Here is a 24675-nt window from a genome sequence, read left to right as displayed (position 1 = left end):
TTCTAAATCTTATTTGTTTGAAATTCTTTGGTCGTGTCACTTTCAATTAAGCCGTCACGCAAACGAATAACGCGATGCGCATAAGCTGCAATATCTTCCTCATGCGTTACTAGAATAACAGTGTTTCCTTGAGCGTGAATATCTCCAAAAAGCTTCATGATTTCTACAGAAGTTTTACTGTCTAAGTTTCCTGTTGGTTCATCGGCTAAAATAATCGACGGTTTGTTTACTAAAGCGCGGGCAATGGCAACACGCTGACGCTGTCCTCCAGAAAGCTGATTTGGCTGGTGATCCATTCTGTCCGCAAGATTTACTTGACTTAAAACTTCAACAGCTCTTGTATTTCTGTCCGATTTTGAATATCCGGCGTAAATCATTGGCAGCGCTACATTATCTAAAGCCGTTGTTCTTGGCAAAAGATTAAAAGTTTGAAAAACAAAGCCAATTTCAGTGTTTCTGATTCCGGCCAATTCATCATCACGCATTTGGCTGACATCTTTTCCATTTAAAACGTATCGTCCCGAAGTTGGCGTGTCCAGACAGCCTAGCAAATTCATTAAAGTTGATTTTCCGGATCCAGAAGGTCCCATCAATGCAACATATTCTCCTTTATTTATTTCAAGATTAATTCCTTTTAAGACATAAACAATTTCGTTTCCAAGTACAAAATTTCGTTTGATGTCAGTTATTTTAATTAATGGATTTGCCATTTTGTTTTACAATTTTGGTTTTAAAAGTACAAAACACTTTTCAATAAAATTGATAAGTAGTAGATTATTGGTTTTTGTTACAAAAATCTCTTTCGTTTTCAAAATGCATTTAGCTAACCAAAATTATACATTGTTTTAGTAAGTAAGTCGTTATATGATTTTAAATAAATTTTATATTAATATCATTATTTTTGATGTTTTATAGTTTTATGATGTTTTTAATATTTGAAAGGTGATAATAATGTAATTTTTTAGATTATGGTTTAGGTACATTTGTTTATCTATTAATTAAAATAATCAGAATTATGAAAAGAATACAATTATTATCAGGAATAGCATTGATCGTTTTGAGTTTTACGTCGTGTAAAGATGAAAAACAAGAAAAGGCACAAAAAACTGTAGACTCTTACGTTTCCTACGTTGATTCAGTTAAAAATGTTGCAGCGGAAGATTTGAAAGCCGACTGGAAAAGTGTTGATGCTGAATATGACAGAAGAGCACAAGAAGCTGAATTGGCTTTAGCAGATTTAAAAGATAAAACAGCAGCAACTGAAAAAGTAAATACAAGTAAAGTTAAATACGAAGAATTTAAAAAAGAAATGACCGCCGTTTTTGCCCCGCCACCACCAGCTCCAAGTCCTAAACAGCAATTGCGTAATGCTTTGTTTGGTGAAGGAAAAATTGGAGATGATATGAGTTTTTCTTGGGTAAATGCCCAAAATATTCATAGTGTATACCAGCAATTTGTTCATACGGTTGAAAATAATAAAGATAATTACTCTAGAGAAGACTGGGATGAAGTTAAATTATTGTATGAAGCATTGGATAGCCGAAAAAATACAGTTGAAAAAGAAGGTTTGACTGCTGAGGACAATAGAAAAATTGCCGGTTTAAAAATTAAATTTGCTCCAATGTACACCGTTAACAGAATGGGAGCGAAGTCTGAAGAAAATAGAGACGCAAAAAAATAAGTTTTTAAAATTTTGAATTAGTAAAAAAGACGATCACTTCTGATCGTCTTTTTTTATGTTCTAATTATAAAATGTTCTTTTTCCTGTTCGTATCTAAAAAATACAAATCCCCATTGAAAGGTATCAATTGTTACCGTTACTTTTGGATGATTTTTAATAATCTCCCATGCTTCCTCCATTTCTTGAGACCAATGAATGTCATCAAAAATCCAAACTGAATCATTCTCAATAGTAGGCAATAAAAGATCAAAATACTTTAAAGTTGCATTTTTTGAATGGTTGCCATCGAAGTATATTAAATCGAAAGTTTCAGTCTCAGTTTTCAGTCTCAACTGAATATCTTGAAGATAGTCGTCAAATTCTGTTACAATTGAATCTGCATTATGACAATCAAATTCGGTTAATTGATTTTGGGCAACATTTGCTGTATTTCGACAGCCTTCTAATGTAATAACTTTTGCTTTTTTATTTCCTAAAGCTAAAGCTGCGGTTGCTAAACCCAAAGAAGTTCCTATTTCAAGAATATTGTGAGGCTGAAAGTAATTGGTAACACGGAATAATAATTCGGCTCGTTTTGAAGAAATTCCAGCTGTTGATGCAATTTTCGCGATTTGTCTTCGATTTGATTTAAAGACTTTTGAGCCTGCGCCAAAATCAGTTACTTCGATAAATTTTTTATTTTCTAAAAGTGATTTTCGATACTTTTTCAGAATCGAATATTCGGGTTTAGATTTCTTATCGTAAAAGCACTTCGTAAGTAAATTAAAAACAAAAGGCGAGTGAACGGCATGTTCGTTTTTAGATTTCCAAAGGAATTTTAGATATGATTTTACTTGAAATAACATTTTGAAACGCTATAGTTCTGTAATTAGTTTACAGAAATTAATTTAACATCAAAAATTAAAACGGATCCGGCTGGTATTGAGCCAACATTGTTATCGCCGTATGCTAGATGCGCTGGAATCAAAAGTACTCCGTTACCACCTTCTTTGAATAATGGGATTCCTTCTGTCCATCCGGCAATGACTTTGTTTAATGGAAAAGTAGCTCCTGCGGTAGTGCTTTGATCAAATGTTTTTCCGTTAGTTAAATATCCTTTATACGCAACAGTTACAGACGATGTTGCGGTAGGTTGTTTACCCGTTCCAGGCTCAGTAATTATATAATACAAACCTGATTCTGTTTTTTTAGCAGTTAAATTATTTTTAGCTAAATAATCAATAATTTCTTTGTCATTTTCTGCTGAATAATCCTTAGGAGGTGTATTCAAATCTTTATCAGAACTGTTACAAGAAATAAAAAGTGTAAGAGCAAATAGTGCAGATAATAAATGTTTCATTGTGGTGTTTAAATTTTTTTTAATATCGGTAAATATATTTAATTCGTTTTTTAGTCTAAGTTATTTGGCTTGTTTTTAACAATTATAAACTTGAAACCTAAAACAAAAAAAAACTATCCCTCAATCTTAGCTGAAAGCTCAAACCATCGTTCCTCTTTTGAGTCAATTTTATTTATAATGTTTTGCAGTTCATTTGCTTTTTTCTCAATGTCAGCATCAGCTACTTTTCCGTCAGAGAATAACTGTTCGATTTTAGACTTTTCGATTTCTAGATCTTTGATCTCTCTTTCTAGTTTTTGATATTCTTTTTGCTCATTGAAGCTTAAATTTCCAGTAGGATTATTTTGTTTCCAATCTTTCTTTTCAGCTTTGTTTTCTTCTTTTTGGGCAACATCAGCACTGTCTTCATAGGCTCTGAAATCAGAGTAGTTTCCGGGGAAATTCTCGATTTCGCCCTGTCCTCTGAAGATAAATAAATGGTCAACAATTTTATCCATGAAATAACGGTCGTGAGAAACTACCAATAAACATCCTGGATAATCTAAAAGAAAGCTTTCCAAAACATTTAGCGTTACAATATCCAAGTCGTTTGTCGGCTCATCAAGAATCAAAAAGTTCGGATTCTGAATTAAAACCGTACATAAATACAAACGTTTTAATTCACCACCGCTTAATTTTTCAACATAATCGTATTGCTTTTTTGCATCAAAAAGAAAACGCTCCAACAGCTGTGAAGCCGAAATAATTTTCCCTTTTGCTAACGGAATATATTCTCCGTATTCTTTAATAATGTCAATAACGCGCTGTCCTGGTTTCGGATTAATTCCGCTTTGTGTGTAATATCCAATTTTGATAGTATCTCCTTTTACAACACGGCCACTGTCTGGCGGAATTGTTCCTGTCAAAAGATTTAAGAAAGTTGATTTTCCAGTTCCATTTTTACCAATAATTCCAATTCTTTCACCACGCTGAAAATCAAAACTAAAATGATCCAGAATAACTTTGTCCTTGAATTTTTTAGAAAGTTTGTGAAGCTCAATAATTTTGCTTCCCATTCTTTCCATATTGATTTCAAGTTCAACTTTATTTTCTTTTCTACGGCTTTGCGCTTTTTCTTTAATTACGTAGAAATCGTCCTGACGCGATTTAGATTTGGTTGTTCTCGCTTTTGGTTGACGGCGCATCCATTCTAATTCTTTTACAAATAAGTTTTTAGCTTTGTCAACACTAGCGTTTTCAGAGGTAATTCGTTCTTCTTTTTTCTCTAAATAATAAGAATAGTTTCCTTTGTATTGGTATAATTTTCCGTTGTCAAGCTCGATAATTTCGTTACACACACGTTCTAAAAAGAAACGGTCGTGCGTTACCATAAACAAGGTGATATTTTCTTTGGTAAAATAGCTTTCAAGCCATTCGATCATCTCAAGATCTAAATGGTTGGTAGGCTCATCCAGAATCAATAAATCTGGGCGATTGATTAGTATGATAGCCAGAGAGAGACGTTTTTTTTGTCCTCCCGAAAGATTTTTTACTTTAAGTTTGAAATCTTCCAGTTTTAATTTGAACAAAATTTGTTTGTACTGTGTCTCAAAATCCCATGCATTATGCTGATCCATTCCGTCAAAAGCTTTTTGATAAGCTTCTTCATCATTTGGGTTTTCTAGCGCTTTTTCGTAAGCTTCAATTATCTTAAGTGTTTCATTGTCTGAAGCGAAAATACTTTCTTCGATTGTAAGTTCATCCTGAAGATTATTGTCTTGCGAAAGAAATGCCATTCTGATTCCTTTTCTTAAAACAACCTGACCTGTATCTGGTTCGTCTAAGCCATTAATAATGCTCATAATGGTTGTTTTTCCAGAACCGTTTTTGGCAATAAAAGCAATTTTTTGGTCTTTATTTATTCCAAAAGAGATGTTGTCAAAAAGAACTCTTTCGCCAAAAGATTTCGATATATTTTCTACAGATAAGTAATTCACTTTGTAAATTATAAGTTATAAATTATAAGTCGTGATTAATTTGAAAATCACAACTTTTTTGCAAAAGTAAACTATTATCTGCCCATTTGCGAATTATTTGTGAACATAGGAATTTAGAACGGGACTCAAATCTAAATAATGAATTTGTGCAGGAACATTTATAATTGGTTTCCGAATCAATGTTTCGTTTGTTATATAATAATGGAGCCCATCTGTTGTTGTAATTCCTTCTATTTGATGAAAAGAAAGCTGAAGGTCAATTCTGCGTTTGTTTCCAGATAGAAAATCATTATTCTTGAAATCGTATAATAGATAAAGAAAAGGCTTTCCAAGTTTTGAATAGCCACAAAGAACAATAAGTTTTTTTGATTCCATATAAACTGCACCAGTCACCAGACCTTTGGTGTCCAATGTTTGCTTTAACTGTGCGGTATGATTTCCAGGTTGATTTGGCAAAGTATAAACACTGGTTTTTGATGATTTCCATTGTTTAGTAAAAAGAAAAATACTGTCTTTGGTCACTATAAAAGCTTCACAGTCAAAATTTGTTGTATTTGGTTTTTGGGGTGAAAAATCAGTTTGATTTGAATAAGTGAATGAAATTTTGTCGATTATTGGTTTTTCGTCTAAAAAAGTTTTTTTACCGATCTTTAAAATATTTAGATCGTTTCTGTTTCCGGCAGCGTTATTTCCAAAATCACCAATGTAAATATGAGAGCTGTCCTGTGAAATCTCTTCCCAATCATGGTTTGTGACCTTATTTAAGATAATTCTTTTTTGAATTTTGCCCAAAGTATCTAATCCATAAATATGAACGTCATGATCATCATTGTGTGTCCAAAGCAAATTGTCAAATGAAATTAACCCAGAAGTTTCTTTGATTGTGTCGTTTAATTTTAAAGAATATTTTGGTTTCAATTTGAAAGATTCATATTTACAGCTTCCGTTATTTACAATAGCAGTTTCATCATAATTGCTTGCAAGAGAATCAGTACAGCCAGTTATTTGAGAAAAGCCTGAATTAAAAACCAATAAGAAAAAGAAAATTAATTTTTTCATTTATAAATATGCAATTCAATTGATTAAGCAAAAGTAATTTTTAATATCCTGAAAATATTCGAAAATTCTTCAAAATAATAACTTAATAAAATGCAATTTTTTAAAAATTACACTGTTATCTGTTACTGCTACAGTACGGTTAATGTTTGTTAAGTTAAGACAATTCTTTCTTTATACCTTTCAGTATTCAATTTAGAAATGTATTTTTGCAAAAAAATTAGAAGGGTATTCTTGCTTTTCTTTGTTTAATCTACTGATTGTTAGTGAATTGTTTTTAAGTTTGATTTTTTTAGTGACTTTGTTAAAGTATTATTTGATAAAAAAAACTTAAAATTTGTCAATATATTTGCCGCTAATGTGAATTTTCTGCTTTCAAATTTTGGGAGTTGGAACGGCGAAGCCGTGTGTTGAAAACAAATATAAATTGCAGAAAAAATATTTAAAAAAATATGAAAATAGGAATCACATTTAGTGCATTTGATCTTTTGCATGCTGGTCATATTAAAATGTTGGAAGAAGCAAAACGTAAGTGCGATTATTTAATCGTTGGTTTACAAACAGATCCGACTTTGGATCGTCCAGAAAAAAATAGCCCAACACAAACTGTGGTTGAAAGATATATACAATTAAAAGGCTGTAAATTTGTTGATGAAATTGTTCCTTATGCAACAGAGCAAGATCTAGATGATATTTTACGTGCTTTTAAAATTGATGTTCGCATACTTGGAGACGAGTATAAAGATAAAAACTTTTCGGGAAGAGCGTATTGCGAAGAAAAAGGTATCGAATTGTATTTTAATACAAGAGATCACCGTTTTTCTAGTAGTGGTTTGAGGAAAGAGGTTGCGGTTAAGGAACTAAAAAGAGTTATGTAAAAATAAGTAGTGAAATATTTAGCATTGTTACCCTTGTAATAAAAGCTGGATTCTTGAGACTGAATATACAATAAATTATGAAAATTACGGCCGTTATCCCTGTTAGAATTGGTTCAGAAAGAGTTAAAAATAAAAATTTAAAAGCTTTTGGTGACACTTCTTTGTTGGAATTGAAAATTGATAATCTTTTGAAAGTGAAAAGTTTTGATGAAATCATTGTAAATACGGATTCAGATGAAGCTATTGAAATTGCAAAATCCAAAGGAATTTCATATCACCGCCGAGAAGATTATTATGCTTCGTCTAAATGCACAAATAGCGAGTTTTTGCAACATTTAGGATTGGTAACTAAAACGGATATTTTTGCGTATTGCCCTTGCACAACACCTTTTATTCTTCCTTCTACTATCGAAAAATCAATAGAGAGTTTTATTGCAACTGATATATATGATTGTTTAGCAACAGTTTCCAGTATAAAAGAATTTTTATGGCAAGATGGAAATCCAATAAATTATGAAAGAGATAAACAACCAAATAGTCAAAATTTGCCTGATATTATGGCATTGAACTTTGGTTTGAACTTAATTTCGCGCGAAGCTCTTATTAAATATAAAAATATAGTTGGATTAAATCCGCTATTTCAAGTTACCGATGAAATCGAAGGTTTGGATATTGATACTCCTTTAGATTTTTTTATAGCTGAGCAAATCTATAGTAAAGGAAGTGATTTTTTTAAAAAAATATGAGCATAATATGAGTATTTGCGAAAAAATAGAAGAAATAATAATGCTTAATTTATCTGAAATTCTTGCTTTAAGGGATGAAAAGATAACTAAAGCTGACGGTAGTTATGTGTCTAAAGGAGATTTTTTCTGCGAAAATCTCGTAAAAGATTACATTAAATCTAATTTACCAGACTTTTTTTTGGTTTCCGAGGAATCTCCTGAAATGAATGTATTAAATTCAAAGCAAAAAAAAGTAATAATTCTTGATCCAATCGATGGAACTGAAAATTTTGTTTCTGGCCTGAAAGAATGGGGAGTCGCTCTTTGCGTGTATATAGATGGTAAGCATCAAGAATCATTATTGTTACTTCCTGAACTTGGTTGCAGCTTAAAAAGCGGAGATAATTTTAAGAAATTTGAATCAAGAATTTGCGGTATTTCTTCGAGCTTAACAAAAGAAGAGATACTTCAATTAGCATCAGGTTTTGAATATAGAATTATAGGATGTTGTGTTTATAATATGTACAATGTTATAACCGGAGCATTTTATAGTTTTGAAAACCCAAAAGGAGCAAAAGTTTGGGATATTATCCCAGGATTAAATTTAGCGATAGAAAATGGCTTGTCAGTAACAGTTAATAATAAAGAATATCATGGAGAACTTCTCGAACCAGATCAAAAATATATTTTCAAAATCCAAAACCGATAGAGTTTATATACTTGGTAAAGGAGCTAGTTTAGGAAAAATTGATAAATCGCAATTAAAGGATGGTGTAGTAATTAATATTAATGATTCAGAAAGATTTTATTCTGGAGATATTGCTTTAGTTCATAGTTTATGGGCATATCAAAGTATTAAAGAAAATGGATTCAAAGCCAATTTTTATATTTCTGATAAATTAATGCCTGATTCGACTAACAGTCTTCAAGTAAAATATTTTCCAGATACATACGAAACCGCAGAAAGTTATAGATTTTCTGTTCATGGTGATGAACTTTTTATTTCCGATTTTTTGTTTCTTTCTGCCATTCGTCTAGGAATTGTGATGGCAAAAGAATTAAATAAAAAATTAGATTTATATTTTTTAGGATTTGATTTTGGATCAGATCCTAATTCAAATTCAACAGTGATAGAAGATTTTTCAGGTCATAGTCAACAATACAGAGATGCAGTACTCAGTACCCAGGAAGATACTTTCATCAGAATAAAATCATATATAGAGACAAATGTTCCTTCGGTAAATTTAATACATGTTGGACGGAAGCCTTATAGTGATCTTTCTATAGGTTTATTTAATCAAGGAAACTTTGCAAACTACGCTGAGCACAAAACCAATAATGAACTTTATTTGGCGATTAAAGATAAAATGGCGGAAGGAATTCCAGTTATTGTTGCGGAATTAACGAACAATCATATTGGAGATGAAAAAAGACTTCGCACAATGATTCGTATGGCTAAAGATGAGGGTGCAGATATAATCAAAGTTCAAAGAAGAGATGTGGATACTTTTTACAGTGAAGAGGAGTTAGCAGCTCCTTATAAATCTCCATTTGGAACTACATTGGGAGATTATCGACATGCAGTAGAATTAACGGATGATTTGTTTAAAGTTTTAATTGATGAATGCAGAAAAAATGAAATCTTTTGGTTTACGTCCGTCTTAGATAAAAATTCCTATGAATACATTTTGCAGTTTAATCTACCTTTAATTAAATTACCAAGTACTATTTCAAATCATAGAAATTATCTAAAACATGTTGCAGAAACTTTTGATGGCGATATTGTAATTTCAACTGGTTTTACTGATAAGGAATATGAAAAATTTGTATTAAATGAATTTACTGTAAATAATCGCTTGTTGTACTTATTGCAGTGTACTTCTTCTTATCCTGCACCTCCTGATGCTTGTAATATTGCTGTAATTCGTCATTACAATGAAATACGTAATAAAAATTTTCCAAATATAATCCCAGGTTATTCAAGTCATGATGTTGGCGCTTTGGCGTCACAAATGGCAATTAGTGCAGGAGCATTGATGATTGAAAAACATGTTAAGTTAGGTAACTTAGATTGGGTACATTTTGATGGTGTTGCTTTAGATCTTACAAAAGGAGAATTGAGACATTTTGTTGAGGAAATAAAAAAAGCGACCATAATTTGCGGTAAAAAAGAAAAAAAAATTCATGGTAAAGAGCACCATAAATACAAACCCAATAACAATAGCAATTAAATTTAGACTAATATTTTAATTTGATTTTATTTATGAGATATTTTACCTTAGTTTTTATTTGTATTTTTTTTAGCTGTAGTACTGAAAATTCAATTACTGATAAACCTACTCCCAATAATAACGCAAACGTAGCGAAATCAATTCTAGATAAAGACATAGATATCGATACAGCAATTAAAAATGGAGATTTATTAATGCAAAAACAGGTAACAGTATCAAAATTCGACTCTGAAGTTTATGCACATGACTCTAAATTAATAATAGACAAGGGTATTGGTTATTGCGCTTATTACGGAAATGATCTTAAAAGTGGTGAAGCTGAGAAAGGGCAATCGGTGAGGCTCTCAGTTTTTAATATAAAAAATCCTAGTGAAAGAAAAGTTTTTGATGTCTTTAAAGAGAATTTTAACTATAAAACTCTAGTGACTGACCCTAATTTACCATGTTACACCCCGGTTCTTTTCCTGACAGATGAAGGCAAAATAAGGATATTAAGCAAGGTGTACGAAAAAAACGTACAAAAATATTATTATAGAGACTTTTCTCCTGATACTGAAACTTTTTCAGACCCTCAAATCTGTAAGTTGGCGATCGCAAATTCAAAAGAATTGGTTGATTTTGATATTTTTAATGTAAAGTCACATTTAAAATATTTATTTGGAAATGATTATCAGTTAAAAAGTGATTATATGTTTGCAACTTCAGAACCTATTAAAATTGAAAATGGATCAATGATAGGTCTTACTGTAGGAATTTTTACTGCAGATTGGAAGGCAGATCAAGGAACTACAATACTATTAAAAACGTTTGATTTTGGCAAAACATTTGAATGTAGTGGTGCACCAGACTCTAGAAAAATTGATCCTAAATACAGTAGCCAATGTGTAGAAGGTGCTTTTAGTTTTATAACAGGTAATGATATGATTATGATAGGACGTAATAGTCTAGGCGGAATAGTAGAGTGCTACAGCCATGATGGTGGGGAGACTTTTAATATTCCTATTTCATTGAATGAATATTGTGGTTTTAATGCTCGAGCTACAAAGCCAAATTTGATGAAGATAAAAGGAGGGTATTTAACTATGTGGAATATCAATGAAAGTTTTGGAGACTATACAGACAGAACAATACTTGATGTGAGATATAGTAAGGACGAAAATATGTGCAATAGTAAATTAAAAATTAGAATAAAAAATGCATTTGGTTGTCATTATCCATCCTTATTTGTTTATAATGAAGAATACTATCTAACCTATACAACAGATTCGAGAAGATTTAATAAAAAGAGTACTGGTGAAATAGTTTTTGTTAAACTTGATTTATAGTTATACAAGAATCAAATTATATTTATGCGGAAGATAGAACATAGATATGTAATATGTGATAATTATTCTAAGAAGTAAACTTTCGAAGCGTTAAAAAAAAATAAAAAGAGTAGAATGATGATATTGGATAAAAATTATGAGTATTATTTATCTTTAAAAGATAAGTTAAATTTTGTTTATAAAGGAATTCAATATAACAAAGTACTTTCGTTTGATATTGCTAGAATTGCATTTCTAAAAGAAAAAGATTATACTATTCGAGAAATTCTGCGCAATTTTTTATTTTCTGTAGATTTGGCTCCTTTAGTGAAAGCATGTAGCATAAAGGAAAAAATAATAATATATTCAATAGGCAGGAATGATTATAAATTTCAAATTGAGCAAACAATATCTGGTATTTCATCTATTGAGACAATTTTAATAGAGAAATTAGAAAAAAAAAACAGCTTTAAACCCTTACAAATATTAGTTACATTTTTTCATACTTATAAATCGTTAAGAGGAAAGATAAGTTTGTATGAAATTATTTTTTTAACAAGTAAAATTGTTTTTTATAAGAGTATACATGAGCAGCTTTTCTTAATTTTTAATATTCAGTGCAAAAATAAAATAAAATTAATTTCTTTTAACAGTGCATTCAATATTGAAAATTTAATCTGTCAATTTTTTAATTTAAATCATCATCCCACATTTTCTTTGTCTCATGGTTTTTTTGTACCATACAAAAAATTTATCCCAACTGATATAGTCAATGGAGAAAATATAGTTTCAAATGAGATTATAGTTTGGGGAAGCTCTTCAGTGACTGATCTAAATGATAATTATGATTTTCCAACTAAAAGAGTGCTAGTAGGAGGGAATCCAAAATATCCATACAAAAAAATTAGATTAAAACAGACTTTTAAAAAATGTATCGTACTACTTGGTAGAGGAATTTATAACGATAGTAATTTAGAAATAATCAAAATTCTAAAAGATTTTATTAGTGAAAATTCAAGTATTATTTTTGAATTGAAGCTACATCCGTCCTTGAAAATTGAGCTTTATCGAGAAATTTGTAATGGAACTAACATTGAGATAATCGAAGACAATAAGACTTTATTTGATATTTTTAATGAAAATATTTATGACTTTTCTATTGTAAATAATTCGACTACATATTATGATGCTTTATATGCAGAGATGATATGTTTAAGATATGAATTATCAGAAAATGAAGAATTCAAAGGGTTAGACGATAAATTCGTAGATTCAGAAACACTAAAAAACCGTATTAATTATTTCATGAATATTGATAGCCATAAGCTTAATAGTGAAACAGAAGAATTGTTAGAGTCTATATTAGGAATGGGAATAAATAATTACAAACAAATTCTAGATTAATTTCTACAATATCTCTGGAAAATTTGTTTCAGTGAAGGAATACTTAAATTCCTAATAATAAATATTTAAATGATTTTAAAAAAAATAAATTTTAATTCTTCCTTAGTTTCAAATTTTTTCTCTTTGATTATACTGCAAGGTGCCAATTATCTTTTTCCACTGTTAACTGTCCCTTATTTATTTAGAACTCTCGGGGTAAACACTTTTGGATTAATAAGTTTTGCTACTGCATTTGCTCAATATTTTATTATTTTAACAGATTTTGGGTTTAATTTGTATGGAGTCCAATATATCTCGAGTAATAGGGAAAATAAAGAGTTGCGTGATACATTTTTTGTGAATGTAGTGATAGCACAATTTTTATTGTTTTTAATAAGTTTAGTGATGCTCGTTGGCATTATTTTTACTTTTGAGAAGTTTTATGAAGATCGATGGATATATTTACTTTCTTTCACAACAGTTTTTGGGACAGTTTTGATGCCTACATGGTTTTTTCAAGGTATTGAACAAATGAAATACATTACTAAGATAAATATTATAACACGTACGTTATCTATTATTCCTGTTTTTTTCTTTGTAAAATCAGATATGGATTATTTATTAGTACCAGTTTTCTATGGTATAGGATCAATTGCCTCAGGACTCATAGCACTTTATGTTGCTTATAAGTATTTTAATGTAGACTTCCATATGTCAAAAATAACAGTTTTAGGGATAAAAGAATGTTTGAGTAACAGTTCACAGTTTTTTATTTCTCGAATCTCGGTTTCATTATACACAGTCAGTAATAGTTTTATATTAGGTTTAGTAGGTGGAAATATAGTAGTTGGATATTATTCAGCAGCTGAAAAACTATACACAGCATTACAAAGTATGTATGGGCCACTTAATAATGCATTGTATCCTTATATGGTTAAAAATAAAAACATTGCTATGTTTAAGAAAATTTTTACTGTTGTAGTATTGCTTAACTGTATTGGGTTGCCTATATTTATTTACAATTCAGACTTTATAATGTCATTAATTTACAAAAATGTGGCAAAAGAAAGTATAATCGTATTTAAAATACTATTAGGGGCCTGCTTAATTTCTGCGCCATCAATTCTCATTGGTTATCCATTATTAGGAGCTTTAGGGCAAGCACGATATGCTAATTTTACAGTCATTGTTTCATCTATATTCCATGTAACAATGTTAGTGTTATTGTTGGTTTTTAATTCTATTACGGTTTATACCGTGGCTTGTTTGGTAGTTATAACCGAATTGCTAGTTTTAGTATTAAGATTACGTGGTGTTAAAAAATTCATCACCATATAGCTAATTAAAAAATTTTATAATTATTTTATTTTTTTAAAGTTAGTTTATATTCTAATAAAATAAATAATTCGCTAAGCTTTAAAAAGAATTTAAAATGGGGGTGTTACTTTTTTCTTTTATTTCAATAATTTTTGTACTACAAATTTTTTTGCAAAAAGGATACAAGAAATTGTTATGGTTTTTTGTAGGGGTGTTGTTTTTTCCATCTTCCATCGTAATTATTACAAATCCTAATATACCCTTTCCAAGGGTCATGATTATTAGTTTAATGCTTGCTTTTCTCTTACGGAGTAAAAATGTTAAAGCTCAATTTTATAAATTCCCACTTCATTTTTCAATTAGTTCTATTGCGATAGTTTTGTTATTTATTGGATTATTTGATAGTCGTCTTGATTTTTTTACCAGACTTATACGTCCAATTAATTATTTTTTAGAAAATTTTATTATCGTTTTTTTGACCTTTTTTTATGTAAAATCAATGCATGAAGTAAGAAAAATTTATAACTTTATTTTAATATGTTTTTTATTCTTTAGTCTTTATGGGATTGTTAATTATTTAACAGGAATTAGTTCATATACGAGTTTTATTGCAGAAACTTATAACACTCGGGATTTTGGAAATGGATATAGTATTAATGGAGACGAAAGATTACGTATTTCATCATTTGCTTGGCACCCTATTTACTATGGTTTTTTAGTTGCATGTGCTATTCTTATATTGATTTTTATCTATAGTGAGAAAAGAATGCAAGTTTATAGTACTTTTTTTTATAGCACATTGTTTGGTCTCTTAATTATGAATTTATTTTGGACTAACTCTAGAACACCGTTATTAGCCCTAATTATAGGACTATGCTATTATTATCTTTTTGCTTTCAAATTTGGGAATAAAATTAAGATTGCATTAACGGGAATTATTGCTCTTTTCTTTGTTATTTCCGTTTCCCCAAATGCCTTAAAATTAGTTGATGAGAGTATAAATACATTTACCGCTAAGGGATCAAAATTGGAAGGCAGTTCTTTGGAAATGAGGGAAATGCAAATGGGAGCGTCGCTTTTAATTTTTAATCAAAACCCTATTTTTGGAAATGGATTTAATTATATTACTGAAAATTTAGGATTTTCTAGTGATGAAAAAAAACGTTCAAGTGATAATGAATTTCAAGGTTTTGAAAGCTATTCTTATAAATTATTGATTGAACAAGGTCTTATCGGTATTTTAGGTAATGTGGCTTTTTTTATTTCGATTTTAGTTTTTTTCTTAAAAAAGCGTAAAAAAGTTAATTTGCTTGGAAAAAAAATTATCCATTTATCATTAGGTATGTTTATAACATTTCTTTTATTCATATTTGGTACGGGTGATATGGGAGTATTTTTGATATTTATGTCCTTATTAGGTGTAAATATAAAGGCGATTGTTTTATTAGCCAATAGAACACAAGAAAATATTCAATCTTAAAAATGAAAGATCTTGTTTAAAAATATATGCTAATAGTTATTAGTTGTTTAGATTGATTAAAGGGTAAAGTTTTAAATGAATAAAAATAAACTTGCAATTGTTATTCCAGCTTACAAGGAAATTTATCTTGAAGAAGCTCTAGAGTCAATTTCGTCACAAACATGTAAAAATTTTACAGTTTACATCGGAGATGATCATAGTCCATATGATTTATTCAGTATAATAGAAAAATTTTCAGATAAAATTAATATCAATTATTTTCAATTTGAAAAAAATTTAGGAGGAACTGATTTAGTTAAACAATGGGAAAGATGTATAGAGTTAACTAATGATGAGGAATGGATTTGGTTATTTTCTGATGATGATGTGATGGAAAAAAATTGTGTGGAAAATTTTTACAAGACTTTACAAACAGATACTGAAAGTGATTTGTTTCATTTTGATGTAAAAGTAATTAATAATTCAGGAAAGATATTAGAAGCTAGTAACCAATTTCCTCAGAAATTAGGTATCGAAGAATTTTTAATTAAAAGATTAAATTATCAATTACATAGTTTTGTCGTTGAATATATTTTTAAAAAGAAAGTTTATTATGAAAATTTTAAATTTCAGAATTTCGATTTAGCTTGGTGTAGCGATGATGCAACATGGGTGAAATTTGGCTTAAATAAGGGTATCACTACAATTTCAAATGCGTTTGTGTTATGGAGATATAGTGAAATTAATATATCGTCAAACCTTAAAGACGAAATGATTATATTAAGAAAACTTGAATCAGCAATACAATATATAACTTGGTTAAGATCTTTTAATTTTAAAAACTATAATAATAAAAATAACGACTTAAGAAAAATTAAATGGATTCTGGGTTCCATTAACAAAGCATCTTCTTTTTCATTTAATTTCAAAATAAAAGTTTATGTCAAAGTTTGGAAAAAAATGAATAATGGATTTAGTTTTAAAGTTTTGTCTTGGATGTTGTTGTCATTGTGCAGAACAGAGTTGGAATCAATTTTAAGAAAGAACAAATGATTTTAAGTAAGCAAGATTATAGAAAATATGTAAAATCTGATGAAGAAGCATTTAATATTTCGACAAAAGGTTTGAGATTTAAAGTAGTTTTTTACCTTAAATGTTATTTTTATTCCGAAAGGTATATTTTATTATCATATCTTAAGGTTTTGAGAAAATTAGAATATCTATATAATGTTAGAAATAAAAATATTTATGATAAATTTCTGTATATATATTATTTTAGAAAAATCAGAAAAAAATCAATTAATCTTCAAATTAATATACCTATAAATACCTTAAAAGAAGGAGCTTTAATTTTGCATATAGGTACTATCGTTATTAACGATGGGGCAAGAATTGGTAAAAATTGTATCCTCCAGCCGGGTGTAATAATCGGTCAAAAAGATTTAAAAGAGAATGTTCCTGTAATTGGCGATAATGTTTATTTTGGTCCTGGTGCAATGGTTATTGGTAAAGTTAATATCGGTAATAATGTTATTATTGCCCCTAACACAGTTGTAATTAAAGATGTAGCAAATAATTGTGTAGTTTCTGGTGTGCCAGCAAAAGTAATTAAGCAAGATGGTTTAAAAGTCTCTTATAATTAGAAAATGAAAATACTTTACATTTGTTCTGAATTTTATGCAGGAATGATGCCCTTTGGAGCGAATATTGTTAATACAATGGAAGAAAGTGAACATGATATTTTTGCAGTCTTTGTATCTTCTCCTCAATGTGATTACAAAACGGCAATTTTAAATAGTGAATCTAAAAATTATATATTTATAAATACTCCAATGAATAAATTTGGAAGGGGTAATTTTAGATTGTTTGCATTTCCAGTAATAAAAGTGATCAATAAAATTTGCAAAGAGAATAAGATAGATGTTATTCATTTGCTTACTGAAGATGGTTCATTAGCTTTTTATTTGAAGTTTTTATTGAGAAAATCTAAAGTATATTATACTGTTCATGATTTGATTCAGCATGAAAGTAAACCTAAAAATTTTATAAAAAAATTAATACATTATTTATTAGTAGAGAAAAGAGCACAGTATTTAAGAGATAATATTGAAAATCTTGTTACCTGTAGCAAAAATCAACTTAATGAACTTGTAAAAAAATATGAAAAAAAAGCTGTATTTTATCATAGTTTTCCATCATTGGTTACATCCTCAATTAAAAATGGAAATAAAACTGTAGCAGAAGTAAAAGGTATAAAAGATTATATTCTTTTTTTTGGGAGAATTGAACTTTATAAAGGCATTCACATATTGTACAATGAATATTGTAAAAATCAAAAAATATTTAATAAACCTCTTGTCATAGCAGGTAGTGGTGATTTATACTTCCAGAGAATTAGAAATAAAGAAGAAGATATTGTTTTTATTAATCGATATATTGAAGATGAAGAATTAAATGATTTGTTTTCGAATGCTTATTGTGTTATTTATCCATATATTTCTGCTACACAATCAGGTGTTTTGTCTCTAGCTTATTACTATAATAAACCTATTATTGTTTCTAATGTTCCTTTTTTTAGAGAATGCATAGTTGATGAGGATTCTGTATGCTTTTTTGATCCCACCAAACCTGAGACCTTAACTGAATCATTTTCTAAGATTAAGGATATTAAAGAAATAGAAAATAATTATTATGATCCTAAAGAACTCAGACTTCAATTAGAAAAAAGTTATTTGTAATATTAAATTTGAAAAAAGAAGTAATGGTAATAATAAATCTTTACAAAAACTTTATTGAGTATGGTGGAGCTGAAAAAGTAGCAATTGATGTACACTATGGTTTAACAGAGCTAGGTTATGAATGTTATTTAATGGGAGGTAATTCATTTGAAAGTAATAACTCTAAATATAATATTGAAAAAAAACAATACAAAAAATTTAGTGCGTTAAATGCTTTTAATTTAAAAAATACTACAATAATTTCTCATCACAGGAAAAATACTACGATATTATTCTTTTTAAATAAACTATTGCGTCTTAATATTAGGCTAATACACGTGGCTCATAATGAATTTGATAATCTTAAATTTTTTTCTTACTACCCTAAAGAAATTATAACTGTTTCTCAGAGAGTTAAGGATAATCTAGTTTCCTTTTTTAATGTTAATCCAAATAATATAACAGTCATCTATAATGGTTTGGCTGATTTATATGACCAGCTTAGAGATACGAATTTATCCACAGATAAAATAAAAATTTTATACGCTGCTCGAATAACTAAAGTAAAGGGACAAGTAGAGTTGGTGAATAATTTAAAAGGAAAATTAAACAATAATATTCAAATTGATTTTGCTGGAACAGGTGAGGATGATTTAGAATTGCAAGCAATAACGAAAGAAGATAAAAATTTTAATTGTTTAGGATTTACTAATTTATCTAATGAATTTTATAAATATAATTATGTAATGTTATTTAGTTCGAATGAGGGATTGCCATTAACTTTGATAGAGTCGTGTTCATTTAAAACACCTGTTATTTGCAATGATATTGGTGGTAATGTGGAAATTATAGATGACGCGGTAAATGGTTTTGTTGTAAATGACTATTCTAGTTTATTGGATTTAATTAATAATAAATTACCAGAAATTAATCCTGAGTCTTATGCGACGATGTCAGACAATGCAAGAGCTACTTTTGAGAAAAAATTTTTAAAAATAAAAATGATAGAAAATTATAAAGAATATATTGAAAAAGGGAAGCATGTTTTTTAATATTTTAAATATTTCTGTACGTTCAATAAAACTAGATGATTTACTTAAATTATTATGTAAAGGGGTTTTAATAACGCCTAATGTCGATCATTTAGTTAAGTTGCAAAAAGATAAAGAATTTTATAACGTCTATAAAAAAGCTGATTGGGTTATTTGTGACAGTAATTTTGTAAATCTAGCGGCTAAAATTTTGGGAACTTCGTTGTTAGAAGTTATACCAGGATCATCGCTTTTACCAGCATATTATAATTATCATAAAAATAATAGAAACATTCAAATTTTTCTTTTGGGAGCAAAAGAAGGAGTTGCTTTAAAAGCACAAAAAAACATTAATCAAAAAGTTGGATGGGATATTGTTTCTGGTGCCTTTTCACCATCATTTGGTTTTGAGAATAATGAGATTGAATGTAATCAAATCATTAAAATTATTAATGAGTCAAAATGTAATGTTTTAGTAGTAGGTGTTGGTGCGCCGAAACAAGAAAAGTGGATAATGAAGTATAAGGAAAAGCTACCAAACATTGATTTATTTATGGCTTTAGGTGCTACGATAGATTTTGAAGCAGGAAACATAAAAAGAGCACCTGTTTTATTTCAAAAATTATATTTAGAATGGTTTTATCGATTTCTCGTCGAACCAAGAAGGTTGTGGAGAAGATACTTTATTGAAGATCCCTTGTTTTTTTGGTATATATTTAAGCAAAAAACAGGAATTTATAAAAACCCATTTGAATAAGTTATGATTAAATTCATAAAAGATAAAATTTTTTATAAAGTATGAAAATTTTAGAAGAACTCTCAGAGTATCGTTTTTCTCGTTATTTCAAAGTTATATTTTTGTTATGGGATGTGGTATTGTTGAATACGGCTATAGTTTTGTCAGCATTACTGCGATTTGGAACTTTAGATAAACTGTTTTTGAAAGAAGTACAGACTATTTCTTTATTAAGTAATTTAATATGGATTGGGCTTTTGCTGTACAAAGATTCTTTTAGGATTGTTAGGGTTGAACGAATTGAATCTATACTAAAAAGAACTGTTAAAAAAGTAATTATTCATATTGCTATAACAGCTTTTTTTGTTGTTGTTTTAAAATATAGTGATATCTCCAGATTGAGATTAATTTACTTTTATTGTATTTTCTTTAGCTTACTTATGATTTCTAGATATTTATCAATGAAACTTCTTAAGTACATTAGATCTAAAGGATATAATTTTAGAAGTTTTATAATTATAGGAGCTAATGATACTGGCGAAAGAATGCGTAGAATTTTAGCAAAGGATTTAACTTATGGTTATCGTTTTCTAGGTTTTTTTGATGAAAAAGTAGATCCTTTTGCCTTTATCTCACATCCTATTTTAGGTGGATTTGATCAAATTGAAGAATTTATTATAAGTGATAAGGTGGATGAAATGTATGTAGCATTACATATTGATAACATTACTGTAATAAATCAATTGGTAAAAATTTGCGAACAACATATGGTACGTATTAAATTTATTCCAGATTTTCAGTTGTATACAAGATCAAACAAAGTGGAAATTACTTTTTATGAAAATACTCCTGTACTGATGTTTCGACGAGAACCATTGGAAGCAGCAGTAAACCGTTTTTTAAAGAAAGTTTTTGATATTTGCTTTTCATCTTTTGTTTTGGTCTTTATATTTCCATGGCTATTTCCCATTATAATGCTTATTATAAAGATAGAATCTCCCGGGCCTGTATTTTTTAAACAAGAACGTTCCGGCAGAGACAATCGATCTTTTACGTGTTTAAAATTTAGGAGTATGCGGTTGAATGGAGCTGCTGACAGTAAGCAAGCTGTGAAAGGTGATCGACGCGTTACTAAATTTGGCGCTTTTATGCGAAAAACAAGTATCGATGAATTGCCTCAGTTTTTTAATGTTTTTTTTGGAGATATGTCTGTAGTAGGGCCTAGACCTCATATGGTAAATCATACTAAGCAATATAGTGAGCTAATTAATAATTATTTAGTGCGCCAATATGCTAAACCTGGTATAACCGGTTGGGCACAGGTTAATGGTTTTCGCGGCGAAACTAAAGAACTTGTTGATATGGAAAATAGAGTAGAATACGATATTTGGTACATCGAAAATTGGAGTTTGCTTTTAGATATTAAAATAATAATAAAGACCGTATTTAATGTGTTTAAAGGAGAAGAAAATGCTTTTTAAGCTTTTTTTCTAAATTTCTTAATACAGAAATTATCTCAACACTAGTATTTAAGAAGCAGAATTGCTTGTATATAAATGTTTTTTTAATCCTTATATTTGCCCCGTAAATTGTAGACCTAATGAAATTGAATTCTTCCTTTTTTATGAAAGCAGTTGGTTTTTTATTGCTTTTATTTTTATGTTTTTCCTGTGGATCCAAAAAAGATGTAGTTTATTATCAAAATATTGATGGAATGATTGCACAGCAAAATCCAAATTCTTACGAGATTAAACTTCAGCCTGACGATTTATTGATGATTTTAGTATCTGCTGACGATCCTGAAGTTGCAATTCCTTTTAATCTAAGAACCTATAGCACGACAAATAATAGCAGACTTGATATTACTAGAGGACAAGAAACTGTACAATTGTATTTAGTAGACCAAAATGGTTATATTGAATTTCCCGTGTTAGGGAAATTAAAAGTGGCCGGATTAACTCGTACTGAAGTTCTTAAGTTGTTACAAGAAAAAATTAGTGTTTATATTAAAAACCCAATTATTAACCTTCGCATTATGAATTTTAAAATTTCATTGCAGGGTGAGGTTAATCTACCAGGAACCTATCCAATTGCTTCAGAAAGAGTTACTTTAATTGAAGCTTTGAGTATGGCAAAGGATCTGACTATTTATGGGCGCAGGGATAATATATTAGTGATAAGAGAAATTAATGGTGTGAAATCATATAACAGGGTGGATATTACAAAATCTGATTTTATAAATTCACCATTTTACTATTTGGCTCAAAATGATGTAATCTATGTTGAACCAAATAATACTAGAGTAAATTCTTCTGCGGTTGGTCCAAATACCTCAGTTATTATATCAGCGATTTCTATATTAGTGTCGCTATCTGTCCTAATCTTTAAATAAAACTGAAATAGAAAATGCAAAAGCAAGATTTTTATAATGATCTAATTGATGATGAAATCGAAGATATTAATTTAAGGGAACAGTTAGATAAATATTTAATTCATTGGCGTTGGTTTTTAGTAAGTGTAGTTATTGGATTAGTATTAGCTTTTTTATATCTGCGTTACACGATGCCAAATTATCAGGCTGTCACTACAATATTGGTTAAAGACGAAAAAAAAGGAGGAATGCTTTCAGAATTGTCTGCTTTTGCCGATTTAGGTTTAGGTGGAAGCATGAAAAATAATGTTGACAATGAAGTTGAGATTTTAAAGTCTAGAACCTTGGTTGAAAGCACTATTAAAAAATTAAATCTTAATGTTGGACTGTTTGTAGAGGGAAAAGTAGTCGATCGTGATATTTATGAAGATACTCCAATCAGCGCTTATTTTAGTAATAAGACAGTTTTATTTGATAAGGAAAAAACTGTTTTGAATTGTAAACTTTTAAACTCAAATACTTTTTCGTTAGAAAATGAAGCAGATGAAAAAGAGTTGTTTATTTTGTCTTCAAAAACGGAATTTAAATTTGGAGAAAAAATCGCTACGAAAATTGGTAGCTTAGTTATTCTTAAAACAGCATTTTATGGTAAAAACCATACTGGTAGATTTAAATCAATACATATTGTAATTAATCCATTAGATGAATTAACAGAAAGTTTTAGAAAGAAATTAAGCGTGGATCCAATCAGTAAAACAAGCAGTGTAGTAAATGTTTCAATTTCTGATCCTGTTGCTAAAAAAGCGGAAGATTTTTTGGATAATATGATTCACATCTACAATGAAGATGCAGCCGAAGATAAAAATTTTATTTCTGAGAACACCTCTAGGTTTATTGCTGGTAGGTTAGCATTAATTGCTCAGGAATTAGATGGCGTTGAACAAGATGTTGAAACATTTAAAAAAAGCAATAAACTTACAGATATTGAATCTGAAGCGAAACTTTTCATAGAAGGTTCAACAGAATACGATAAAAAAGGAGTAGAAACGGAAATTCAGCTAAATGTGATCTCTTCACTTTTAGATTTTATTAAAAAAAGCACGAATTCTGATTTATTGCCAGCTAATATGATTTCTGACAATGATGATGCGAGCGGACTAATTTCTTCTTATAATCAATTAGTGTTAGATCGCAACAGAATTTTAAAATCTGCTACTGAAGAAAACCCTTCTGTTGTTAAATTAGATCAGCAAATTTCATCTTTAAAATCAAATGTTGCAGCAAGCTTGAGACGTATGCAGGCTAATTTGCAAATTCAAAATCGTGATATTAAAAGTCAGGAAGGGATCTTAAACAACAAGATTGGAAAAATTCCGGTGCAAGAGCGTCAATTTAGAGTAATTGCTAGACAGCAAAAAGTAAAGGAAGAACTTTATCTATATTTATTGCAAAAAAGAGAAGAAACGGCTATTTCGTTATCTGCTACTGAGCCTAATGCTCGTGTAATTGATGTTGCAAAAGCAGAGAAAGATCCAATAAGTCCAAAGAAAAAAATTATTTATTTGGCTGGAATGCTTTTAGGATTATTAGTTCCATTTGGGGTTGTTTATGGTAATAATTTATTAGATACAAAAATTAAGAGCAAATTGGATTTGGAGGGGAAAACACAAATTCCATTTATTGGAGATGTACCAACTTCAGATGATATTGCCGAGTTGATAAAATCAGAAAGTCGAACAAGTTCTGCAGAAGCAATTCGTATTGTGCGAACGAATTTGGAGTTTATGCTTACTAAAGTTCCCGAAGGAATTGCAAAAACTGTTTTTGTGACATCAACTTTTCCTTCTGAGGGTAAAACTTTTATATCAGTAAATCTTGCTGCGACTTTTGCTTTGTCAGGAAGAAGAGTTTTGTTAATTGGTGCTGATATTAGAAACCCTAAGTTTGGTGAGTATATCAATGTACCAAGTTTAGGTTTAACAAACTATTTATCATCAACAGATAAAGAGGTGAAAGATTATATCATCAAACATGAAGCTTATAAGAATTTCTTTATTTTGCCATCGGGTGTGATTCCTCCAAATCCGGCTGAATTATTGATGAGCAACAAAGTGGATCAGCTTTTTGCAGAACTTAAAAAAGAGTATGATTATATTATTGTAGATACGGCGCCAGTTAGTTTGGTTACCGATACATTATTAATTGCTAAAAACGCTGATACTTTTGTTTATGTAATGCGTGCAAACGTACTAGAAAAACGTATGCTGAATATTGCTAATACATTCTATAAGGAGAAGAAATTGCCTAACATGTGTATCGTCCTCAATGATACAGACTCAACAAAAGGTTATGGATATGGTTATGGTTATGGTGTGAAGGCAGAGAAAAAACCTTGGTACAAAAAAATCATTTCTAAATAATATAAAGTGATTTCAATAAAAAAACGGCTCAAGTAATTGAGCCGTTTTTTT

22 protein-coding genes are annotated in these 24675 nt (G+C 29.4%); 17 read left to right on the top strand and 5 right to left on the bottom strand.

Annotated elements, in window-relative coordinates; all coding sequences use genetic code 11:
* Window positions 1-2: 2 nt before the first annotated feature.
* Window positions 3-710 (bottom strand): ABC transporter ATP-binding protein, encoded by a 708-nt coding sequence (locus GKZ88_RS21165; protein ID WP_155104298.1) that lies wholly within the window; start codon window positions 708-710, stop codon window positions 3-5.
* A 305-nt stretch (window positions 711-1015) separates the two neighbouring features.
* Between GKZ88_RS21165 and GKZ88_RS21160 the strand changes: the two genes are divergently transcribed.
* A complete protein-coding gene (locus GKZ88_RS21160; RefSeq protein ID WP_155104297.1) occupies window positions 1016-1681 on the top strand; it encodes a DUF6565 domain-containing protein in 666 nt (221 codons plus the stop codon).
* A gap of 53 nt (window positions 1682-1734) precedes the next feature.
* Here GKZ88_RS21160 and GKZ88_RS21155 read toward each other — a convergent pair whose 3' ends face one another.
* From GKZ88_RS21155 to GKZ88_RS21140, 4 genes are all read right to left on the bottom strand, one after another.
* Complete coding sequence (locus GKZ88_RS21155) at window positions 1735-2526, bottom strand: class I SAM-dependent methyltransferase (protein ID WP_155104296.1); 792 nt, start codon at window positions 2524-2526, stop codon at window positions 1735-1737.
* Window positions 2527-2549: 23 nt separating this feature from the next.
* Window positions 2550-3020, bottom strand: a complete 471-nt coding sequence (locus tag GKZ88_RS21150; protein WP_155104295.1) for an FKBP-type peptidyl-prolyl cis-trans isomerase — start codon at window positions 3018-3020, stop codon at window positions 2550-2552.
* A 113-nt stretch (window positions 3021-3133) separates the two neighbouring features.
* Entirely contained in the window at window positions 3134-4996 is a 1863-nt protein-coding gene (locus GKZ88_RS21145; protein WP_347343905.1) for an ABC-F family ATP-binding cassette domain-containing protein, read from the bottom strand.
* Between the two features lie 93 nt (window positions 4997-5089).
* Complete coding sequence (locus GKZ88_RS21140; RefSeq protein ID WP_155104294.1) at window positions 5090-6055, bottom strand: T9SS C-terminal target domain-containing protein; 966 nt, start codon at window positions 6053-6055, stop codon at window positions 5090-5092.
* A 449-nt stretch (window positions 6056-6504) separates the two neighbouring features.
* On the opposite strand from GKZ88_RS21140, the gene GKZ88_RS21135 reads away from it, so the two are divergent.
* The 16 genes from GKZ88_RS21135 to GKZ88_RS21060 all read left to right on the top strand — a co-directional run bounded on the left by GKZ88_RS21135 (window position 6505) and on the right by GKZ88_RS21060 (window position 24624).
* On the top strand, window positions 6505-6930 hold the full coding sequence (locus GKZ88_RS21135) for an adenylyltransferase/cytidyltransferase family protein (protein ID WP_155104293.1): 426 nt from the start codon (window positions 6505-6507) through the stop codon (window positions 6928-6930).
* A 77-nt stretch (window positions 6931-7007) separates the two neighbouring features.
* Window positions 7008-7676: a cytidylyltransferase gene (locus GKZ88_RS21130; RefSeq protein ID WP_155104292.1), complete on the top strand. Its 669-nt coding sequence runs from the start codon at window positions 7008-7010 to the stop codon at window positions 7674-7676.
* A 7-nt stretch (window positions 7677-7683) separates the two neighbouring features.
* On the top strand, window positions 7684-8364 hold the full coding sequence (locus GKZ88_RS21125) for an inositol monophosphatase family protein (RefSeq protein ID WP_155104291.1): 681 nt from the start codon (window positions 7684-7686) through the stop codon (window positions 8362-8364).
* Window positions 8309-9886: an N-acetylneuraminate synthase family protein gene (locus tag GKZ88_RS21120; protein WP_155104290.1), complete on the top strand. Its 1578-nt coding sequence runs from the start codon at window positions 8309-8311 to the stop codon at window positions 9884-9886. Before GKZ88_RS21125 ends, GKZ88_RS21120 begins: the two co-directional genes overlap by 56 nt.
* A 32-nt stretch (window positions 9887-9918) precedes the next feature.
* Window positions 9919-11211 (top strand): sialidase family protein, encoded by a 1293-nt coding sequence (locus GKZ88_RS21115; RefSeq protein WP_155104289.1) that lies wholly within the window; start codon window positions 9919-9921, stop codon window positions 11209-11211.
* 114 nt (window positions 11212-11325) lie between these two features.
* On the top strand, window positions 11326-12594 hold the full coding sequence (locus tag GKZ88_RS21110; protein WP_155104288.1) for a hypothetical protein: 1269 nt from the start codon (window positions 11326-11328) through the stop codon (window positions 12592-12594).
* A gap of 69 nt (window positions 12595-12663) precedes the next feature.
* A complete protein-coding gene (locus GKZ88_RS21105) occupies window positions 12664-13911 on the top strand; it encodes an oligosaccharide flippase family protein (RefSeq protein WP_155104287.1) in 1248 nt (415 codons plus the stop codon).
* Window positions 13912-14005: 94 nt separating this feature from the next.
* Complete coding sequence (locus GKZ88_RS21100; protein ID WP_155104286.1) at window positions 14006-15370, top strand: O-antigen ligase family protein; 1365 nt, start codon at window positions 14006-14008, stop codon at window positions 15368-15370.
* Between the two features lie 75 nt (window positions 15371-15445).
* Window positions 15446-16402 carry a glycosyltransferase gene (locus tag GKZ88_RS21095; protein WP_155104285.1) on the top strand — a complete coding sequence of 319 codons (957 nt, stop codon included), beginning with the start codon at window positions 15446-15448 and terminating at the stop codon, window positions 16400-16402.
* Window positions 16399-16992 (top strand): serine acetyltransferase, encoded by a 594-nt coding sequence (locus tag GKZ88_RS21090; protein ID WP_155104362.1) that lies wholly within the window; start codon window positions 16399-16401, stop codon window positions 16990-16992. Before GKZ88_RS21095 ends, GKZ88_RS21090 begins: the two co-directional genes overlap by 4 nt.
* A gap of 3 nt (window positions 16993-16995) precedes the next feature.
* Complete coding sequence (locus GKZ88_RS21085; RefSeq protein WP_155104284.1) at window positions 16996-18087, top strand: glycosyltransferase; 1092 nt, start codon at window positions 16996-16998, stop codon at window positions 18085-18087.
* Between the two features lie 8 nt (window positions 18088-18095).
* Window positions 18096-19118, top strand: coding sequence for a glycosyltransferase family 4 protein (locus GKZ88_RS21080; protein ID WP_155104283.1), 1023 nt, complete (start codon window positions 18096-18098; stop codon window positions 19116-19118).
* On the top strand, window positions 19108-19854 hold the full coding sequence (locus GKZ88_RS21075) for a WecB/TagA/CpsF family glycosyltransferase (RefSeq protein ID WP_155104282.1): 747 nt from the start codon (window positions 19108-19110) through the stop codon (window positions 19852-19854). The genes GKZ88_RS21080 and GKZ88_RS21075 overlap by 11 nt, the downstream gene beginning before the upstream one ends.
* A gap of 41 nt (window positions 19855-19895) precedes the next feature.
* Window positions 19896-21314: an undecaprenyl-phosphate glucose phosphotransferase gene (locus GKZ88_RS21070; protein WP_155104281.1), complete on the top strand. Its 1419-nt coding sequence runs from the start codon at window positions 19896-19898 to the stop codon at window positions 21312-21314.
* A 143-nt stretch (window positions 21315-21457) separates the two neighbouring features.
* Complete coding sequence (locus tag GKZ88_RS21065; RefSeq protein WP_230392572.1) at window positions 21458-22225, top strand: polysaccharide biosynthesis/export family protein; 768 nt, start codon at window positions 21458-21460, stop codon at window positions 22223-22225.
* 14 nt (window positions 22226-22239) lie between these two features.
* A complete protein-coding gene (locus tag GKZ88_RS21060) occupies window positions 22240-24624 on the top strand; it encodes a tyrosine-protein kinase (protein WP_155104279.1) in 2385 nt (794 codons plus the stop codon).
* Window positions 24625-24675: the final 51 nt, after the last annotated feature.

This window comes from Flavobacterium sp. LC2016-01, assembly GCF_009711135.1.
Classification (GTDB): domain Bacteria; phylum Bacteroidota; class Bacteroidia; order Flavobacteriales; family Flavobacteriaceae; genus Flavobacterium.
This window is presented reverse-complemented; position numbering and strand designations above follow the sequence as displayed.

Bases quoted from the DNA above. Each gene is read 5' to 3' on its own strand.
- GKZ88_RS21155 (WP_155104296.1), bottom strand. From the start codon at position 2,526: ATGTTATTTCAAGTAAAATCATATCTAAAATTCCTTTGGAAATCTAAA.
- GKZ88_RS21085 (WP_155104284.1), top strand. From the start codon at position 16,996: ATGAAAATACTTTACATTTGTTCTGAATTTTATGCAGGAATGATGCCC.
- GKZ88_RS21135 (WP_155104293.1), top strand. From the start codon at position 6,505: ATGAAAATAGGAATCACATTTAGTGCATTTGATCTTTTGCATGCTGGT.
- GKZ88_RS21095 (WP_155104285.1), top strand. From the start codon at position 15,446: ATGAATAAAAATAAACTTGCAATTGTTATTCCAGCTTACAAGGAAATT.
- GKZ88_RS21115 (WP_155104289.1), top strand. From the start codon at position 9,919: ATGAGATATTTTACCTTAGTTTTTATTTGTATTTTTTTTAGCTGTAGT.
- GKZ88_RS21100 (WP_155104286.1), top strand. From the start codon at position 14,006: ATGGGGGTGTTACTTTTTTCTTTTATTTCAATAATTTTTGTACTACAA.
- GKZ88_RS21060 (WP_155104279.1), top strand. From the start codon at position 22,240: ATGCAAAAGCAAGATTTTTATAATGATCTAATTGATGATGAAATCGAA.
- GKZ88_RS21125 (WP_155104291.1), top strand. From the start codon at position 7,684: ATGAGTATTTGCGAAAAAATAGAAGAAATAATAATGCTTAATTTATCT.
- GKZ88_RS21075 (WP_155104282.1), top strand. From the start codon at position 19,108: ATGTTTTTTAATATTTTAAATATTTCTGTACGTTCAATAAAACTAGAT.
- GKZ88_RS21150 (WP_155104295.1), bottom strand. From the start codon at position 3,020: ATGAAACATTTATTATCTGCACTATTTGCTCTTACACTTTTTATTTCT.
- GKZ88_RS21070 (WP_155104281.1), top strand. From the start codon at position 19,896: ATGAAAATTTTAGAAGAACTCTCAGAGTATCGTTTTTCTCGTTATTTC.
- GKZ88_RS21090 (WP_155104362.1), top strand. From the start codon at position 16,399: ATGATTTTAAGTAAGCAAGATTATAGAAAATATGTAAAATCTGATGAA.
- GKZ88_RS21165 (WP_155104298.1), bottom strand. From the start codon at position 710: ATGGCAAATCCATTAATTAAAATAACTGACATCAAACGAAATTTTGTA.
- GKZ88_RS21140 (WP_155104294.1), bottom strand. From the start codon at position 6,055: ATGAAAAAATTAATTTTCTTTTTCTTATTGGTTTTTAATTCAGGCTTT.
- GKZ88_RS21105 (WP_155104287.1), top strand. From the start codon at position 12,664: ATGATTTTAAAAAAAATAAATTTTAATTCTTCCTTAGTTTCAAATTTT.
- GKZ88_RS21065 (WP_230392572.1), top strand. From the start codon at position 21,458: ATGAAAGCAGTTGGTTTTTTATTGCTTTTATTTTTATGTTTTTCCTGT.
- GKZ88_RS21120 (WP_155104290.1), top strand. From the start codon at position 8,309: ATGGAGAACTTCTCGAACCAGATCAAAAATATATTTTCAAAATCCAAA.
- GKZ88_RS21130 (WP_155104292.1), top strand. From the start codon at position 7,008: ATGAAAATTACGGCCGTTATCCCTGTTAGAATTGGTTCAGAAAGAGTT.
- GKZ88_RS21160 (WP_155104297.1), top strand. From the start codon at position 1,016: ATGAAAAGAATACAATTATTATCAGGAATAGCATTGATCGTTTTGAGT.
- GKZ88_RS21110 (WP_155104288.1), top strand. From the start codon at position 11,326: ATGATGATATTGGATAAAAATTATGAGTATTATTTATCTTTAAAAGAT.